Source organism: Desulforamulus ruminis DSM 2154, assembly GCF_000215085.1.
GTDB lineage: Bacteria > Bacillota > Desulfotomaculia > Desulfotomaculales > Desulfotomaculaceae > Desulfotomaculum > Desulfotomaculum ruminis.
The window spans coordinates 1,807,729-1,825,520 of sequence record NC_015589.1 but is presented as its reverse complement, the minus strand read 5'-3'; the positions used below and the strand labels follow the sequence as shown (position 1 = coordinate 1,825,520).

Sequence of the window (17,792 nt, the reverse complement as noted above, 5' to 3'; positions counted from 1 at the left end):
GAGTTTACCCAGAAATGACCCCCACGAAAGCTTCATAGCGAATTTTTATTTGGCCAGTCCAATCTGACCCACGGGCCAATAAATGACTTCGGCCTTTCCGACGATTAAATTCCGGTCCAAAAAGCCCCATACCCTGCTGTCGTCACTGTTATTCCGGTTATCACCCATCATAAAATAGTGATTCAGGGGCACCTTTTCGGGGCCATAATCGGCAAACTTAAGTCCTGCCGGCAGGTAAGGCTCCGGAACCGGCTGGTTATTAATATATAAAACACTATCCTTTATTTCTATGGTATCTCCACCCACGGCAATTAACCTTTTTACAAAATTACGGCTGGGGTCCTCGGGGTATTTAAATACCACAATGTCGCCCGGCTTGGGGTCCCGAAGGTGATAGGTCACCTTGCTCACAATGATCCGGTCGCCCACCATCAGTGTCGGTTCCATGGAGCCCGAAGGAATATAAAAAGGTTCAAGGATAAACAGCCGGATGATAACGGCCAGCAGCACCGCTATGACAACAGACTCCATCATTTCCCGGATGGCTGATTTCTTAGGCTTTTTCTCCACTTGCAGTTCCTGCTGAGAGTCCAGTTGATCCATAGAAATTCCTCCTAAAAAGCCAAAAAGGGGACTGTTGGGCAGTCCCCCTTAGTTTATCGAGTGGTAAGTTCTTTAATACGTGCTTTTTTACCACGCAGGCTGCGCAGGTAGTAAAGTCTGGCTCTCCGCACTTTACCGCGACGGGCCACTTCAATTTTGTCAATTTTAGGAGCATGAAGAGGAAAGGTCCTCTCAACACCCACTCCGTAAGAGACACGGCGAACAGTAAAAGTTTCGCTGAGGCCGCCGCCACGACGGCGAATGACAACCCCTTCAAATACCTGAATACGCTCACGGCTACCTTCAATAACCTTGTAGTGCACTTTAACGGTATCACCAGGTTTGAAAGAAGGAATATTGCTTTTCAACTGTTCCTGTTCCAAAGACTGAACAAGATTCATTCATTACCCTCCTTCCTCGCCTAGACGTTCGTACCTTCTTAAAAGGCAGCGGACCGCCCGTAATCTTAAACAAGAAAAATTATATCATAATCTGCCACCTGGGGCAAGCTTTACTATTTTATTTTAAATCCAGGGATTGCAAAAGCTCAAGCAGTTCCAGCAAAACCTGCCGATCCTCCTTCTGCAAGGCAACCTCCCGGAGCAATTCCGGCCTGCGTTCAAGGGTGCGCAGCAAAGACTGGCGCCTGCGCCATTGACGAATGTTTTCATGATGTCCGGACAGTAATATTTCCGGCACCGCCATACCCCTGTATTCCCTTGGTTTGGTGTAATGGGGGTGTTCCAGCAGCCCATGATAAAAGGAATCTTCTTCGGCACTGGCAGCCTCGCCCAAAACTCCCGGCAGCATGCGGGCCACCGCATCCACCACCACCATGGCCGGAAGTTCTCCGCCGGTAAGCACATAATCACCAATGGATATTTCATCGGTAACCAAACTTTGGCGCACTCGCTCATCAATGCCTTCATAATGGCCGCAAACAAGCACCAAATGTTCTTCCCTGGCCAGTTCCCGGGCAAAAGCCTGGGTAAAGGGCTCGCCCTGGGGACACATCATCACCACGCGCCCCACTTGACCCCCCTGCTTTTCTTTAAGGGCGTCAAAACATTCAAAAAGGGGTTCGGGACCCATGACCATGCCGGCGCCTCCGCCAAAGGGAGTATCATCCACCGTGTGATGTTTGTTGCGGGAAAAATCCCGGATATTGACGGTATTGATCTTCAGCAGTTCCCGATCCACCGCCCGTTTAATAATACTGGCGCTGAAGGGACTCTCAAACATTTGCGGAAAGAGCGTTAAAATATCTATCTTCATCATTTCACCTTAAATTAATCCGTCCGGTAATTTTACTTCCATTTTTCCCCGTTCCAGGTCAATCTCTTTGACCACCGATTTCAGGGCCGGAAGCAACAAATCTTTTCCTTCCGGGGGCTTAATCACATAAACGTCATTGGCTCCGGTTTTCAGAACTTGAACCAATTCTCCCAACTCACGCCCCTCCTCATAGACCTTTAAGCCCACCAAATCAAAAATATAATAGTTGTCCTTGGGCAGGGCTACCAATTCTTTGCGGGTAATTTGCAACAGAGCGCCCTTCATTTTTTCCGCGGCATTTAAATCGGGAATTTCGGCAAATTTAACAATGATAAATTGCTTGTGCGGCCAGACCTTCTCAATGGTATATTCCAAACGCTGATCCCGTAATAGGACTAATATTTTTGTAGTGCTTTGAAAACGTTCGGGATAATCGGTGGTAGGCAGTACCCGGACTTCACCCCGGATGCCCTGGGTATTCACGATTTCCCCCACGGTAATGTATTGCTCAGTCATGGTCAACCTCCGGCTTGGGCGAGCGGATTTCCACCACTCTGCCATCTTTAATGACAACTTCGGCCGACATCAGTTTCCGCCAGTCGTCCCCTACCTGAACATCCACAATACTTTCCACCTTGCCCTGCAGGACCTCGCTGCCATTGGGCAGGCGCCCGATTTCCTTTATATTATCCAGCAGTTCCAAGCGCTTATCCAACCGTTTCTGCTTCTCCTGTTCCAATTGGACCAAAGCGGCCTGCACCCCGCCGGGATTTTTCTTGGCCATTTCTTCCAGTTTACGCGCCTGCAGCTCCAACTGGCGGAGTTCCAGTTCCAGCCGGGCGATGCTCTCTTGCAATTCCTGAGCCAAATTCTTTTTATAACCATCGGTAACCCGTACTTTAACCAGTACGGGCCGGGTGATTTTCAGCAAATCCGGCGACCCCCATTAACAGTACCGGCTAATGGCAGATAAAGGGAGCCCAAGCTCCCTTTATCCCGCAAAACCGGTTAAATAATTTCTACTACGACTTTCTTACGCTGCTTGGTAGCCGCAGCCTTAACCACCGAACGAATGGCCCGAGCGATTCGACCCTGTTTGCCAATGACTTTTCCCATGTCATCAGGCGCCACTCGCAGTTCAATCACCACGGATCTTTCTTTCTCCACCATGGTCACCGCAACCTCTTCCGGTTGGTCTACCAGGGCTTTGGCCAGAATTTCAACAAGTTCTTTCACAGCTTCGGACCTCCCTGTAACCTTAGGCCTCGTTGGTTTTGGTTTTGCCACTAACAATGCCGGCTTTTACGAACAAGGATTTGGCGGTATCAGAAAGCTGAGCGCCATTTTTCAACCACTGTTGAGCTTTGGCTTCGTCAATCTTAACCTCAGCGGGTTTCTTAATGGGGTCATAATAGCCAATTTCCTCAATGAAACGACCGTCACGTGGAGAACGGGAATCAGCCACTACGATACGGTAAAAGGGGTTTTTCTTGGCCCCCATCCGTTTCAGACGAATTTTTACAGACATGTCGGTACTTCACCTCCTTGTATGATATCCCAGCGGAAGTTTTCACCGCTTTCAATAGCGTTTTAATAGAACGCGGATTTTTACGGATTTGACGGATTTACGCGGATCTTATAAATTATATTAAAATCATTTCCAAAACCCGTGTAAATCCTGCAGTTCGTTCAATCCGTGTTCAATTCTTTAAGAGCTTATCTAAATGCCATGATGTTAGGATTTAAATTTTTTAGAAGAAAGGCAATTTCGGCATCTTGCGCCCGCCTTTACCTCCCTTACCGCCACCTTTGGTCAAACCGGAAAGCTGCTTCATCATTTTTTTGGTCTGCTCAAACTGCTTTAACAATTGATTGATGTCCTGCACCCGGTTGCCGCTGCCCCGGGCAATCCGTTTTTTCCGGCTGCCGTCAATCCGTTCCGGATGCTGCCGTTCCCAGGGTGTCATGGAATGAATAATGGCCTCTACTTGGCCCAGTTCCTTTTCATCAATCTGCTGGTCCTTAAGTTGTTTGGTTAATTTGCCCATACCCGGGATCATGCCCAAGACCTGCTCCAGGGGGCCCAGCTTTTTCACCTGCTGCATTTGATCCAAAAAGTCTTCCAGGTTAAAATCCGCCTTGCGGATTTTTTGGTTTAATTTTGCCGCCTGCTCCGCATCAAAATTAGCCTGGGCTTTTTCGATCAACGTCAGCATATCCCCCATGCCCAGGATGCGATCCGCCATCCGGTCCGGATGAAAGGGCTCCAGGGCATCCAGTTTTTCACCCATGCCGGCAAATTTAATGGGACAACCGGTTACCTTGCGCACGGATAAAGCGGCGCCGCCCCGGGCATCGCCGTCCAGCTTGGTCATAATGATTCCGTCCAGACCCAGTTTCTGATTGAAACTGTCGGCTACGTTCACAGCCTCCTGGCCGGTCATGGCATCCACCACCAGCAGGATCTCATGGGGCTTCACCGTGCCTTTAATATTGGCCAGTTCATCCATCAATTCTTCATTAATATGCAGCCGGCCGGCGGTATCAATAATGACCAAGTCCCTGCCGGTGCTGTTGGCGTCTTCCACCGCTGCCTGGGCAATTTTTACCGGGTTTTCCTGACCCAGGGTAAACACCGGCATTTTTAACTGCTCGCCCAGCACCTGAAGCTGCTTAATGGCCGCCGGACGGTAAATATCCGCCGCCACCAGCAAAGGTCTGCGCCCTTGTTTGCTTAACAATTTGGCCAGCTTGCCCGCAGTGGTGGTTTTCCCGGCCCCCTGCAGACCCACCAGCATAATAATGGTGGGAGGCTTAGAGGCAATGTTGATTTTGGACTGAGTGCCCCCTAAAAGCTCCGTTAATTCCTCTTTAACAATTTTTATGACCTGTTGGGCCGGACTTAAACTCTCCAGCACATCCTGACCAATGGCCCGTTCCTTAACCTGAGCCACAAATTCCTTAACTACCTTGAAGTTAACGTCCGCTTCCAGAAGGGCCATCTTAACTTCCCGCATGGCCTGGCTGACGTCCTCTGCCGTTAGGCGCCCTTTTCCTTTTAAGGATTTAAAAATGACCTCCAAGCGATCTCCAAGACCCTGAAACATGAGACGCCTCCTTCCCTCCACAAAATTCAAACGTGGACCCTATTATATGCTCATTCTACATCCTGCCGGTTTAGCAGCATAGACTGCAATAATTCCCTGGCCTGAACCAATCCCTCGGCATTGCTGCCCTCCTGGTATTCATGCAGCAGGACCAGAATGTTTTTCAAAGACTTGGCTTCCCCATTGAATTTGTCCACCAGGCCCAGCTTCCCTTCGTAATGCACCAGGGTTTGCTCCGCTCTTTTCAAAGTGTCGTGCACGGCCTGCCGGGTAACGCCAAATTGTTCGGCGATTTCCCCCAGGGACAAATCGTCGGCATAATACAACTCAATAAAGCGCTGCTGTTTCTCTGTGAGAAGACTGCCGTAAAAATCATAAAGCATGTTGATTTTATGAAATTCCTTCAGAGTTTAGTCCCTCCTCTTTTTCCGAAATGAGGATTTACTATAAAGGATTTTCACTTTACAATATCTTATATTTTACAAAAGGCTTCTTTGCATGTCAAGGTATTTCATCTTACAGTGGATATTTGTCAAAAAAGAAGCATTTGTCCGGCCCGTCCACATATGATCTTATATATAATGCTTTTAAGGAGTGTGAAAAAGATGCCTCACCGTCCACAGCCGAAAGAAGGTTACGAGACCTTTACCCTGGAGCAGGCCCTGGAACTGGATCAACAACAAGTGAAGGATTTTCATCGCCGGTATTTAAACGCCAGCCTGCTGACCATGCTTGGACTGTTGAATTTCGATCAATCCTTTACTTCCGCCAGCGGCGTATCGGTTTTTGACGCCCAGGGCAATGAATATCTGGATTTTTTAGGGGGTTACGGGGCCTTAAATCTTGGCCATAATCATCCGGAGATTGTGGCGGTGCTGGAAAAGGTCCACAGCAGACCCAACCTCCTGCAGACTTCGCTGAACAGCCTGGCCGCCGCCCTGGCCCATAACCTGGCTCAACTGGCTCCGGGTCCCTTGCAGCGAAGCTTTTTTTGCAACAGCGGGGCCGAGGCGGTGGAGGGCGCCCTAAAGCTGGCCCGGATAGCAACCGGCCGCCAAAAATTCATTTACTGTATCAACTCTTTCCACGGCAAAACCTTTGGCGCCCTCTCGGTGACCGGCCGTGACAAATATCAATCCCCTTTTCGGCCTTTAATGCAGGAGTGTGCGGCGGTTCCCTTCGGCGACCTCTCCGCCCTGCAGCAGCAGCTTTCCTCCCGGGAGGCCGCGGCCTTTATCATTGAACCGATTCAGGGCGAAGGCGGCATTATCGAGCCGCCGCCCCGCTATTTAGCCAGGGCGAAAAACCTTTGCGCCCAGTACGGCACCCTTTTGATTGCCGATGAAGTCCAGACCGGCTTCGGACGAACCGGCACCTTCTTTGCCAGTGAAGCCGAAGACTTGGTGCCGGATATCCTGTGTCTGGCCAAATCCCTGGGAGGCGGCCTGATCCCCGCCGGGGCCTATATCACCAGCGATGAACTTTGGCGTAAGGCCTACGGCAACATGGACCGGGCCCTCCTGCACACCTCCACCTTTGGCGGCAACACCCTGGCCTGCGCCGTAGCCCTGAAAACCATTGAGGTTTTATTAAACCAGAACCTGTGCCAACAGGCAAAGGAAAAGGGCGAATATTTTAAGAGCAAGCTGAACCGGCTGAAAGAAAAATATCCTTTGTTAAAAGAAGTTCGGGGCCGGGGATTGATGATTGGGTTGGAATTTCAACAGCCCAATCTCCAGAATCGCCGTTTTGTACTCACCTTAAAGAAGGTGGATCAACTTATTCAGGAATATATGGGCAGCCTGATTGCCGGGGAATTGTTTAATCAGCACCGGATTATTACCGCTTATACCCTGAATAACCCCAATGTGATCCGCATGGAACCCCCTCTCACCGTAACCCGGGAACAACTGGACGCCGTGGTGATTGCCTTGGAAGAAATTCTCGTCAAACACAGCGGCTTTGCCAGCATGGCCGGAGCCGGCGCCCGAACGGTGATTAAGAAAATAATGAAATAGCCTGAAGAAACAAACCCGATGCGGTTTGTTTTCTTTATCTTGCCGCCAAAGTATTCTATAATGAAAAGAACAAAGAAATTTTTTGCAGATTTTTGCCGTTATGGAGGGCCTATGATTAATCCCTTTAACAAACCCCTGGAGCACCTGGAGGAAGAGGACCTGAATAAACTTATTGACGAAGAAATATCCGAAGGTCTTCATGTAGAATACAAAGAAGATTTTCCCACCCATCTGGGAAAAATCGTGGCCAGCTTTGCCAATACCTTTGGCGGCTGGATTATTATTGGCGCCAATGCCCGCAATCCCCGGAACGTTCCTACCTCTTTCCCCGGCATCAGCATGACCCGGGATCCCAAGGACCGTTTCCGGAATATCTGCCGGGATCATATCAGCCCGGTACCTATTTTTTCCTCCAAACTGATTAAAAAATCGTCCGATCCGGACCGGGGTATCCTGGTGGTCCGGGTGGATGAAAGCGCCTACCCGCCTCATATCACCAAGGACGGCCGCATCTACCGGAGAAACATGGAAGGATCCGATCCCTTGGCGGAAACCGACCGTCACATTTTGGACCGACTTTTTGAAAAAAGTGTTCATAATAAAAACGAAGTCAAGGCTTTTGTCAACCGCAAACTGCAAAAGACCGCTGCGGAGGAAGTTTTGTTCCGGGTGGTGTGCTGCCCGGTGCCTTTAAATTTAGATTTAATCAAACCTTTTTTTGTTCCCGAGCGGATTACCCGTCTCAAAAAAATGGCGCAAAACATCTGGAAGCATACTCTCCCCAAAAGCATCCGCTTCCACCCGGAGGGCTTTTCCTTTGAGTTGGAAAATCACCGGCTGGAGATTCTTCGTTCCGGGGTCATCACTTATTCCTGCCCGATTCCCACCTCCCTCAAGCAGTTGAACCGCCAGAGCGAACCCCTGGAACTGGATTTCCTGGATTACCGGGCCTTGCAAATGGCCCTCCTGCGCACCCTTAAACTGACCCGGGAGGTTTACCGCTTTGCCGGGTATATGGGATTGTTCATTCCCAAAGTCAGTTTGGAAAACATATTAAACAAGGGGTTGGATGATCCGAAGTTTTTTGATTTCTACCTCCGGTTTCCCCAGCCCCAGTGTACTTATTCCGATATTATTCTGCCCTACGGTTTTTCCCCGGTGGAAGTGAAAGAAATGGAAAACTCCCGGCAGATTGCCGACCCCTTATTAGGCTATATCTACCGCTGTTTTGGTTTCGAAGCCCTGGACACCCATTCCCTGGCCCGAGGCGAACTAAGCCGTTAGTGCTCATGCTGTATCTATCCGGGGTCCGGTCATCGGCTTTTGGCTATCGGTTGTCGGTTCTCAATCCTTAAACCAATAGCCTATAGCTGACAACTGAAAGCCGGCCTATAAGAAATACCCCAAAGCGTATCACCACACCAGGAAAATTAAGTTTCTCAATATCCTAGTCATTAAAAATACATCAATAATTAGTATATAGTTATCTATAGTTATCTATAGTTATATAATCATCTATATATTCTGACATAAAGACCAAACCGATTTCTATCCTGTCCAACAACAAAACTCATACTTCAAACACCTTTCTATTTAAACAAATGCTGTTTTTGCAATTAAATTATATCACAAAAAGCATTTATTTTTAATCCTATATATTCTATTGTTTTCTTCAAGCCACCCCTCTATTTTTCACCTAAATTTAGACATTGCCCAATTAATTCGTTGGGCTCAGCCCACCTAGGAGTCGACCGCTTATGTTACTGTGCTTTGATTCCGTGGCCGATTGCTGTAAACTTTCAACTTTCAAAGTTAATAATATTCGACATAATTATTTAAAATTATTCTATTGTAATTTTATTAATATCGATATTATAATTATTTTGTAAATTATTCCAGACGAAAGGAGTTATTTTTATTTTAATTTAATCAAAATTTAAATTATAGAAAAACATTTAAGAGGTAATTTAATTAATGCAATTTGATCAGGAGGTAATTTAATAATGAAAAGATTATCAAAATTATTAATTTCATTTCTTGTAGTTTCTATCTTTAGTTTAAGTAGCATTACATTTGCATATTCAGCACTTGTTGATGGTTCCAAATTAGTAACCAAAAATGATACAGAGGACAAGGCACTAATCAAATCCAAAGGTATTAGTGATGAATTGTTAAATCAATTAGGTTCTGATAGTGATGTTGTTGCAAGTACAATACGTTCCAACAATCTTAATGATAAACAAGTTAAGAACATTGTAAACGGACTAACAAACAAAAAATTTGATAAAGGAATTAAAAAAACTCCTGTTAATGGAATGGTAGAATTAAATGGACAAAAAATTGCTGTTCCCGATATTACCGAAAAATATAAAGATAGGGCATTAAAAACCTTCTCTACTGTAGAAGAAAAAGCAATAGAAACACATACTGGGGCGCATTATATTGTAGAATCGCTTGTTGGTTACAATAAGGTAACTGGATTCGCCAAATTACCAACATGTTATATTGCTCCAGGAACCACAGATACCCCATATCAAATTTTTGGTGCATTTACTAGTTCCTCTGGAGCGGATACCGGAATTTATACAAAAGATAATAAGAACTGGTATATTGCTATAAATATGGGGGGAATTAACTGGGATTCAGATAACGCTGACTGGGTTAGTGGTACGACACCGATTAATAGAACCCTTCACCCTACAGTATATTTACTAACTAAAGTTTTAAACAATTCAATTGAAATTCATGTCTTTGATGCAGTTACATTTGATACAATAACTTCAATGAGTTATTATGCACCTAGTAGAGGATTCAATGCCAACGGAACAGGCGTAAGACTTCTTAAAGAACATGCTTTAGCTTATCTAAAAGGAACAGGTGATCTAAGTAGCGGCTCTTATGTTCATAACTCTAAATGGTCTAACGTTAATATTTATAGTAATTATGGTTACGATTTGTGGAAGGCTAAATACACAGATATACGGTATAAAGCTGACACATCTGCCGAAAAACGCACAATTACTATTCTCAATTCAATACAAGATTATGAAGATGAAGTAAATATTGATTTTAATTTATAATATTTAGTTATATTAAAAGATCTCATAAACATGAGGTCTTCTTCCTTAATTAGTATTAATATTATGGTATATATTGATGTAATATATTAAAGGGGTGTCAATATGAAAAAATTTATATTAGGTCTTTTATGTGGTGTAATAATTTCTACTTCTTCAATTGTTTATGCTTCTGATTATGTCCAAACAACATTATTTCCTGCAAAATTCATAATTAACGGACAAAGCAAAGAATTAAAAAGCGAATATACTATTTTAAATTATAGCAACCATGTTTATGTACCTATACGCTTTGTTGCGGAAAACATGGGTGCAATTATTGACTATAATAATAATACAAAAACAATTAATATTAATAATATTTCCGGGGATTTACTTACTATTAAAGACCCAGAAGAAAATCTTGTCCGAGTAGGAAACCTCAATCTAGTAAAGGATGGTAATAATACAAGAGTAACCGGGAATATTGAGATTTTGCTATCAGGCACAAATATTATTGGGGCAAATTTATCATTTTATAACGATAAAGGCGAAAAAATGGGGTTTGTAGTAATAAGCGGTAATATACCACAAGGGTTACAGAGATTTGAAGTAACTGGAACTGGGGATTTTACTAATTATTCTTCTGTTAAATTAAATGTTGGTTATTTAAACGGTGTAAAAAACAGAGTTCCAAACTAAAGCAAAGGAGGGCGTATATTCAACCGTGTCAGGTAGGAGGGGTCAGACTTGATTTGCAGTCTGTTGCCGAAGAGCCTTAATTGTGGATTGGAGTGAAAACTGAGGTTAAAATAACAAATAATAAAAGTCTCATTTCGCTCCAGCCAGGTTCAATAACCGGATCGGTGGGCTTTCCCTTAAACCTTTTAGCCCATTTAACCAGCTTAAGAATATTATGAGCCGCTGATGCTAATAGCGCTTGCGTGTGTACGCTGCTTTGACCACGCAAGCGAGCACGGGTGAAAGAATGACAACCTTATTGGGCTATATTTATCGCTGTTTCGGCTTCCAAGCCCTGGACACCCATTCCCTGGCCCAGGGCGAACTAAGCCGCTAATTTGCTCATGCTGTATCTATCCGGGGTCCGGTCATCGGCTTTTGGCTATCGGTTGTCGGTTCTCAATCCTTAAACCAATAGCCTATAGCTGACAACTGAAAGCCGGCCTATAAGAAATACCCCAAAGCGTATCACCACACCTGCAGCACCACGCACTTCAGGTAATGGGTCTCCGGAGAGGCCAGCAGCATGGGATGGTCCTTGGCCTGCCGGCGCAGTTCCACCAGCCTTAACTGGCGTCCCGCATCCCTTCCGGCTTCCGCAATAACCTCCAGGAACATTTCTTCCTTCATGTGATAGGAACAGGAACAAGTAACCAGATACCCTCCTGGGGGAAGCAGCTTCATTCCCCGCAGATTAATTTCCTTGTAGCCCCGGACAGCGCCGGCAACAGCCTTTTTGGATTTGGTAAAGGCCGGCGGGTCCAGCACCACCACCTCAAACTTCTCTCCGGCCTTTTCCATGGCCCGGAGTTCATCAAAACTGTTGGTTTCCTTGAAGGAACAGTTTTTACCATAGCCGTTCAGCTCCGCATTGGCCCGGGCCACTTCCAGGGCCGGAGCGGCGATATCCAGGCCCAGCACTTCTCTGGCTCCGAACTTGGCCGCATACATGGAAAAAGTACCCGTATGACAAAAGCAGTCCAGCACCCGTCCTCCGTGAACCAGCCCCTGTAATGCCATGCGGTTTTCCCTTTGATCCAGAAAATAGCCTGTTTTCTGGCCTCCTGCCAAGTCCACCACGAAACGGAGTCCGTTTTCTTTAATGACCACCTTCGGATCAAAAGACGCCCCGATAAAGCCGGTTTGCAGGGGCAGTCCCTCCAGTTCCCGGACGGCAACATCGTTTCTTTCATACATCCCTCCGGGCTTCAGAATTTCCTGCAGCAGCTTGAGGATCGTTTCCTTATGTTTCTCTATTCCCAGGGTCAGGGTTTGTACCGCCAGATAGTCCCCGAATTTGTCCACAATCAGGCCGGGAAGAAAGTCCGCCTCGCCGAAGATCACCCGGCAGGCGTTGGATTCCCGGACCACCCGCTGCCGGTAGTCCCAGGCTGCTTGAATTCTCCTGCGAAAAAAATCCTCATTGATTTCTTCTTCCGCATTCCGGGTCATGATGCGTATGCTGATTTGGGAAGCCGGATTGATATATCCGCGGCCAATCAACCTCTCCCGGATATCGTAAACCTCGACGATGTCCCCAGGCTGAAATTCCCCCCGGATCTCCTTAATTTCCGTACGGTAAATCCAGGGATGCCCCCCTAAAATCCGTTTTTGTTTCCCTTCATGCAGGATTGCCTTTGCCATTTAGTTAAACCCCCGGTTCATGGTTTTCAATTTCTCTAGTATTGCCAATAACTTCACAGCATAAAGAAGGTGAGAGTCGGAAGACAGGGTTGCCCTTGTCCCATCTCTCACCTTTTGCGCTTTATTTACCGGCCAGTCTCATGGCCCGCTCCTGGGCCTCGGCCATGACTTTTTCCTCGTCCATGGTCAGCACCGCCCCATCCAGCATCACCAGTTTGCCGTCAATGATGACGGTGCGAACATCCCCGCAGTTTGCGGCGTAAGCGAGGTTGGCCACTAAATTATGCTGGGGGCACATGTGGGGCTGCTTGATGTCCACTAAAATAATATCGCCCCGCATGCCTTCCTTAATCAGCCCTACCCGGTCCCCCAAGCCCATGCAGAGAGCCCCGTCAATGGTGGCCATCTGCAGCGTCCGGTAAGCCGGAAGTACTTCGGGATTCATGGTTCCCACCTTTTGTAAATAAGAGCCCGCCCGCAGTTCCTCCAGCATGTCCAAATTATTATTGCTGGAAGTTCCGTCGGTACCGATCCCCACCGTAGCCCCCAGGTCCAGCAGCTTGGCCATGGGAGCAATGCCGCTGGCCAGTTTCATGTTGCTCTGGGGGTTATAGGCAATGCCCATGGCCTTTTGGGCCAGAATTTCCATATCTTCTTGATCCAGATGAACACAATGGGCCGCCAATACCGGCAGTTTAAACAGCCCCAGGCTGTCTAAATGCTGCACCGGCGTTTTGCCGTACTGCTTAAGCATATCGTCGTATTCGGTCCTGGTTTCCGCCACGTGAATATGGACACCCACTTTAAGTTTGGCCGCCAAATCCATCACCTTGCCCAAATAATCCGGAGGACAGGTATAGGGAGCGTGGGGACCCAGCATGGCGGTAATGCGTCCGTCCGCTTTACCGTTCCAGTTTTTGACCAGCTCCTCGGACTCGGTCAAGGCCGCGGCGCCGGTAGGGGCCACCCCTACCATGCCCCGGGCCAATACCGCCCTGATCCCGGACTTCTCTACCGCCCGGGCCACATGATCCATAAAGAAATACATATCCCCGAAACAAGTAGTTCCTGATTTAATCATTTCCAGGCAGGCCAGCATGGTTCCCCAGTAAACATCCTCGCCGGTCAGCCTGTCTTCAAAGGGCCAGATTTTTTCACTGAGCCAGGGCATCAGGGACATATCGTCGGCATAGCCCCGCAGCAGCGTCATGGCGGCATGAGTATGACAGTTTACAAAGCCCGGCATGGCTACCTCTCCGTCAGCCTCAATAACCTCGTCCATGTCAAAGTAACCGGGTGCCGAGCCAGGCAATCCCACATGGGTGATCCACCCGTCTTCCATAAGTATTTCACCTGTTTCAATGATGGCATCCGGGCCTTCCATGGTTAGGATGGTGGCCCCGCGGATCAGTAGCTTGCTCAACATTCATCTCTCCTACAACGATTACCACCGGCAATCGAATATTTTTACTTTATCTTTCTATCTATTTTATCTTTTTTATTTAGGCTGTCCATAGGATTGCCGGTAGGCCCGGCTTAATTCAGCCACATCCTGCTCCGGAATTACAAAGGGCTGTCCCAGGGCCTGGGCCCAGGCCAATATTCTGGCGTTTTTTTCAACCACCTGACAGACCGTAAAAGCCTCTTCCAGGGTTCTGCCAACCCCTACCAGCCCGTGGTTGGCCATCAACACGGCGTAGCGGTCCCCCAGGGCCGCCGCCACATTGTGCCCCAGTTGCTCGCTTCCGGGCAGGGCGTATTCCGCCACTTCCACCGCGCCGGCCACCAGCATGGCGGCATCCTCCACCACCGGATCAATCCGTTTGCGCAGCACCGCAAAAGCGCTGGCCACTTCACTATGGGTATGAACCACACCCCCTATGTCCGCCCTGGCCCGGTAGATGGCCAGGTGAACCCGGGCTTCGCTGGAAGGCCTCCGGTGCCCCCCAATGACCTGGCCGTCCAGCTCCAGAACCACCATGTCCGAAGGCTGCACAGCGGTGTAATCCATGCCGCTGGGGGTAATCACCACCGCCTTTTCCTCACGGACCAGCAGGGAGAGGTTCCCCCAGGTTCCCGCCACCAGTCCGGACTGGTACATTTGTCTGCCCAGGTCCGCTAACTTTTCTTTGGCCCTTTCTATTTTGCTCAATGCCTTCTCCCCCGCTTAGGTGGTATGATTCCAATCGTTGATGTAAGCTTCCTGCTCAGCCGTAAGGGAATCAATCTGCACACCCAGGGATTTTAACTTCAAATCCGCTACCCGGTCGTCGATCTCTTTCGGTACCACAAAAACCTTCTTCTCCAGCCGCCCCGAATTTTCCAGCACATATCTGGCGCTCAGGGCCTGCAGTGCAAAGGACATATCCATAATCTCCGCCGGGTGACCGTCGCCGGCCGCCAGGTTCACCAGCCGGCCCTCGGCCAGCAGGTAAATTTTACGCCCGTCTTGTAATACAAACTCTTCAATATCTTTGCGCACAATCCGGCGGGAAACCGACAGTTCCGCCAAATCCTTTTTATTGACTTCCACGTCAAAGTGTCCGGCATTGCACAGGATGGCGCCGTCCTTCATGTGCGGGTAGTGCTTTCCGGTAAAAACATCCTTGCAGCCGGTGACCGTAATAAATATATCGCCCATTTTGGCGGCTTCCAGACTGTTCATAGGGTGAAAGCCGTCCATGTAAGCCTCGATGGCCTTAACCGGGTCGACCTCCGTTACAATCACCTTGGCTCCCAAGCCCCGGGCCCGCATGGCAATTCCTTTGCCGCACCAGCCATATCCTGCTACCACCACGGTTTTGCCCGCCGTAATCAGGTTGGTGGTCCTCATGATGCCGGACCAAACCGACTCCCCGGTTCCGTAACGGTTATCAAAAAGATACTTGCAATAAGCATCATTTACAGCAATCATGGGAAATCTTAATTGACCTTGCCGCTCCAGGGAACGGAGGCGCAAAACCCCGGTGGTGGTCTCCTCGCAACCGCCCAGCACCCGGGAGGCCAGCTCGGTCCGTTCGGTATGCAGCAGTTGAACCACATCTCCGCCGTCGTCAATGACAATATCCGGCTGATCATCAATCAGATGCAGCAGGTGGTCTTTATATTCCTCCTCGCTGGCGTTATACCAGGAATAAACATTCAAACCCGCTGCCGCCAGGGCGGCGGCTACATCATCCTGAGTGGAGAGAGGATTGGAGCCGGAAATGGACACCTGGGCCCCGCCGGCTTTTAAAACCTCGGCCAAATAAGCGGTTTTGGCTTCCAAATGAATACAAACCGCCACCCGGACGCCCTTAAAAGGCTGCTCCCGTTCAAATTCCTCCCGAATGGCGTTTAATACCGGCATATGCTGGCGAACCCAGTCAATTTTTAACCGTCCCGCAGGCGCCATTTGAATATCCCTTACAATATAGTCCGGCATGCTAAACCTCCTCCTGTTTCTTATCCCGGAAAATCTTTTTCAGGTTTTCCGTATAGGGTGGTTGTACCACTCCCTTTTCGGTGATAATGGCTGTCACCAGCCCGTTGGGCGTTACATCAAAGGCCGGGTTCCACGCCTTCACCCCGTCGGGGGCCACCACTTGGCCCGCATGGTGGGTTACTTCCCGGGCATCCCGCTCTTCTATGGGTATTTGCTCGCCGGAAGAAAGATTCATATCAATGGTGGATAAGGGCGCTGCCACATAAAAGGGAATTTGGTGGTACTTTGCCAGCACCGCCACCCCATAGGTGCCGATTTTATTGGCCACATCCCCGTTGGCCGTAATGCGGTCCGCCCCCACGATGACACAATCCACCATTTTTTGGGACATTAAATAACCGGCCATATTATCGGTAATCAGTGTAACCGGAATCCCTTCCTGCACCATTTCCCAGGAAGTCAGCCTGGCCCCCTGAAGCAGGGGCCTGGTTTCATCGGCATAAACACTCACTTTCTTGCCTCTCTCATGGGCCGCCCGAATCACGCCCAGGGCGGTACCGTAGCCCGCTGTTGCCAGGGCCCCGGCATTGCAGTGGGTTAAAACCCGCACCTCATCCGGAAATAATTGCTGGCCGTATTCCCCCATCCTGCGGTTGCTTTCCACATCCTCGTTGTAAATGGCATGGGCCTCTTCCAGCAGGATGTCCCGGAGTTCCTGCACACTCTTTTCTCCGGCGGAGCTGAGCCGCAGCATCATACGGTCCAGCGCCCACCGGAGGTTAACGGCTGTGGGCCGGGTGGCGCCCAGTTCACCGGCAATGGACTCCAGCTTCTCCAGAAATACCTTGGGATCTTCCGTTTGGATTTGTCCGGCTCCCACCACCAGGCCATAGGCTGCGGCAGCCCCAATGGCCGGGGCTCCTCTTACCGAAAGCCGCTTAATGGCTTCCGCCACGGTATAATAATCGTTGCACTCAATATATTCAATGGTTCCGGGTAATTTAGTCTGATCCAGCAAACGCAGCCGGTTGCCTTCCCAGATAATGGCGTCCAAAAAAATCACTCCTTGTTTAACTTTTCCAGGGCGCCCTGGCAGAGGCAGCCTCTTTCCGGATCAATGAGGGCGATGGCTTTCATGGCCAGTTTGCGAAGATTCTCCGCGTTCTCGGCCATGACCTCCAAGACCTCCTGGTGCGTTAACTTGGTTGGTGAAATGCCTGCGGCAAAGTTGGTCACCATGGAAATATTAACATAACACATTTCCTTCTCCCGGGCCAGCACCACTTCCGGTACGCTGGTCATGCCCACCAGATCCCCGCCCAGCAGCTTCAACATTTTAATCTCGGCGGGCGTCTCAAAACGGGGCCCTTCGGTGGTTACATAGATTCCCCCGTTGTGGTAATGCAGGCCGAATTCCCCGGCAGCCTGGGCCAGCACCTGGCGCAATTCCGGGCAGTAAGGGTCGGTCACATCCGTATGCACAACCCCCTGCTCGCCCCCCTCAAAGAAAGTATGTTTCCGTACCTTGGTAAAATCTAAAAACTGATCGGCAAAAACAAAGTGTCCCGGAGCCATTTTTTCATTTAAAGAGCCTACGGCCGCAGTGGCAAAGATGCTTTTGACCCCCAGCTCCTTCAGGGCGGCAATATTGGCCCGGTAATTTACCAAGTGCGGCGGCACCGAGTGACCTGCCCCGTGACGGTTTAAAAAGGCTACGGATTTGCCCTGGTAATCACCAATTTTTAAACCTACATCTCCATAAGGAGTACTTACCTTTTCGTCTCGAATACCCGTTAGTATATTGGGGTCGTAAACACCCGTTCCTCCAATGATGGCAATACGAACACTCACAAGGATCCCCCATTTCCACAAAATTCTAAGAGTAGCATGGTTTATAATAACCTGAAATATTCTCCTTATAAAA

Annotated in this window: 19 protein-coding genes; 4 read left to right on the top strand and 15 right to left on the bottom strand. The window is 48.7% G+C overall.

Going from position 1 to position 17,792, the window contains the following annotated elements; translation table 11 throughout:
- Window positions 1-45: 45 nt before the first annotated feature.
- From lepB to ylxM, 9 genes are all read right to left on the bottom strand, one after another.
- Window positions 46-603 carry a signal peptidase I gene (lepB, locus tag DESRU_RS09190; protein ID WP_013841832.1) on the bottom strand — a complete coding sequence of 186 codons (558 nt, stop codon included), beginning with the start codon at window positions 601-603 and terminating at the stop codon, window positions 46-48.
- 53 nt (window positions 604-656) lie between these two features.
- A complete protein-coding gene (gene rplS / locus DESRU_RS09185; protein WP_013841831.1) occupies window positions 657-1,004 on the bottom strand; it encodes a 50S ribosomal protein L19 in 348 nt (115 codons plus the stop codon).
- Between the two features lie 118 nt (window positions 1,005-1,122).
- A complete protein-coding gene (gene trmD / locus DESRU_RS09180) occupies window positions 1,123-1,878 on the bottom strand; it encodes a tRNA (guanosine(37)-N1)-methyltransferase TrmD (protein WP_013841830.1) in 756 nt (251 codons plus the stop codon).
- Between the two features lie 9 nt (window positions 1,879-1,887).
- Entirely contained in the window at window positions 1,888-2,394 is a 507-nt protein-coding gene (gene rimM / locus DESRU_RS09175; protein WP_013841829.1) for a ribosome maturation factor RimM, read from the bottom strand.
- Window positions 2,387-2,809 carry a YlqD family protein gene (locus tag DESRU_RS09170; RefSeq protein ID WP_013841828.1) on the bottom strand — a complete coding sequence of 141 codons (423 nt, stop codon included), beginning with the start codon at window positions 2,807-2,809 and terminating at the stop codon, window positions 2,387-2,389. The genes rimM and DESRU_RS09170 overlap by 8 nt, the downstream gene beginning before the upstream one ends.
- 77 nt (window positions 2,810-2,886) lie before the next feature.
- Window positions 2,887-3,114: a KH domain-containing protein gene (locus DESRU_RS09165; protein ID WP_013841827.1), complete on the bottom strand. Its 228-nt coding sequence runs from the start codon at window positions 3,112-3,114 to the stop codon at window positions 2,887-2,889.
- 22 nt (window positions 3,115-3,136) lie between these two features.
- On the bottom strand, window positions 3,137-3,406 hold the full coding sequence (gene rpsP / locus DESRU_RS09160; protein ID WP_013841826.1) for a 30S ribosomal protein S16: 270 nt from the start codon (window positions 3,404-3,406) through the stop codon (window positions 3,137-3,139).
- 223 nt (window positions 3,407-3,629) lie between these two features.
- Entirely contained in the window at window positions 3,630-4,985 is a 1,356-nt protein-coding gene (gene ffh / locus DESRU_RS09155) for a signal recognition particle protein (RefSeq protein ID WP_013841825.1), read from the bottom strand.
- Between the two features lie 50 nt (window positions 4,986-5,035).
- Entirely contained in the window at window positions 5,036-5,392 is a 357-nt protein-coding gene (gene ylxM, locus DESRU_RS09150; RefSeq protein ID WP_013841824.1) for a YlxM family DNA-binding protein, read from the bottom strand.
- Window positions 5,393-5,590: 198 nt separating this feature from the next.
- Between ylxM and DESRU_RS09145 the strand changes: the two genes are divergently transcribed.
- From DESRU_RS09145 to DESRU_RS19870, 4 genes are all read left to right on the top strand, one after another.
- Window positions 5,591-7,003, top strand: coding sequence for an aspartate aminotransferase family protein (locus DESRU_RS09145; protein ID WP_013841823.1), 1,413 nt, complete (start codon window positions 5,591-5,593; stop codon window positions 7,001-7,003).
- 60 nt (window positions 7,004-7,063) lie between these two features.
- On the top strand, window positions 7,064-8,287 hold the full coding sequence (locus DESRU_RS09140) for an AlbA family DNA-binding domain-containing protein (protein ID WP_238446400.1): 1,224 nt from the start codon (window positions 7,064-7,066) through the stop codon (window positions 8,285-8,287).
- A 719-nt stretch (window positions 8,288-9,006) separates the two neighbouring features.
- Entirely contained in the window at window positions 9,007-10,083 is a 1,077-nt protein-coding gene (locus tag DESRU_RS09135; protein ID WP_013841821.1) for a hypothetical protein, read from the top strand.
- Between the two features lie 102 nt (window positions 10,084-10,185).
- A complete protein-coding gene (locus DESRU_RS19870) occupies window positions 10,186-10,761 on the top strand; it encodes a stalk domain-containing protein (protein WP_013841820.1) in 576 nt (191 codons plus the stop codon).
- Between the two features lie 507 nt (window positions 10,762-11,268).
- On the opposite strand, the gene DESRU_RS09125 is transcribed toward DESRU_RS19870, so the two are convergent.
- The 6 genes from DESRU_RS09125 to mtnP form a co-directional block, all read right to left on the bottom strand.
- Window positions 11,269-12,444 (bottom strand): class I SAM-dependent rRNA methyltransferase, encoded by a 1,176-nt coding sequence (locus DESRU_RS09125; protein WP_013841819.1) that lies wholly within the window; start codon window positions 12,442-12,444, stop codon window positions 11,269-11,271.
- 121 nt (window positions 12,445-12,565) lie between these two features.
- Complete coding sequence (locus DESRU_RS09120) at window positions 12,566-13,867, bottom strand: amidohydrolase (RefSeq protein WP_041275361.1); 1,302 nt, start codon at window positions 13,865-13,867, stop codon at window positions 12,566-12,568.
- Between the two features lie 75 nt (window positions 13,868-13,942).
- Window positions 13,943-14,596, bottom strand: coding sequence for a class II aldolase/adducin family protein (locus DESRU_RS09115; RefSeq protein WP_013841817.1), 654 nt, complete (start codon window positions 14,594-14,596; stop codon window positions 13,943-13,945).
- Window positions 14,597-14,611: 15 nt separating this feature from the next.
- The gene (locus tag DESRU_RS09110; RefSeq protein ID WP_013841816.1) at window positions 14,612-15,868 is read right to left on the bottom strand and encodes an adenosylhomocysteinase; all 1,257 of its coding nucleotides are present in this window, start codon (window positions 15,866-15,868) and stop codon (window positions 14,612-14,614) included.
- Window position 15,869: 1 nt separating this feature from the next.
- Entirely contained in the window at window positions 15,870-16,922 is a 1,053-nt protein-coding gene (gene mtnA / locus DESRU_RS09105) for an S-methyl-5-thioribose-1-phosphate isomerase (RefSeq protein WP_013841815.1), read from the bottom strand.
- A gap of 5 nt (window positions 16,923-16,927) precedes the next feature.
- Window positions 16,928-17,719, bottom strand: a complete 792-nt coding sequence (mtnP, locus tag DESRU_RS09100) for an S-methyl-5'-thioadenosine phosphorylase (RefSeq protein WP_013841814.1) — start codon at window positions 17,717-17,719, stop codon at window positions 16,928-16,930.
- Window positions 17,720-17,792: the final 73 nt, after the last annotated feature.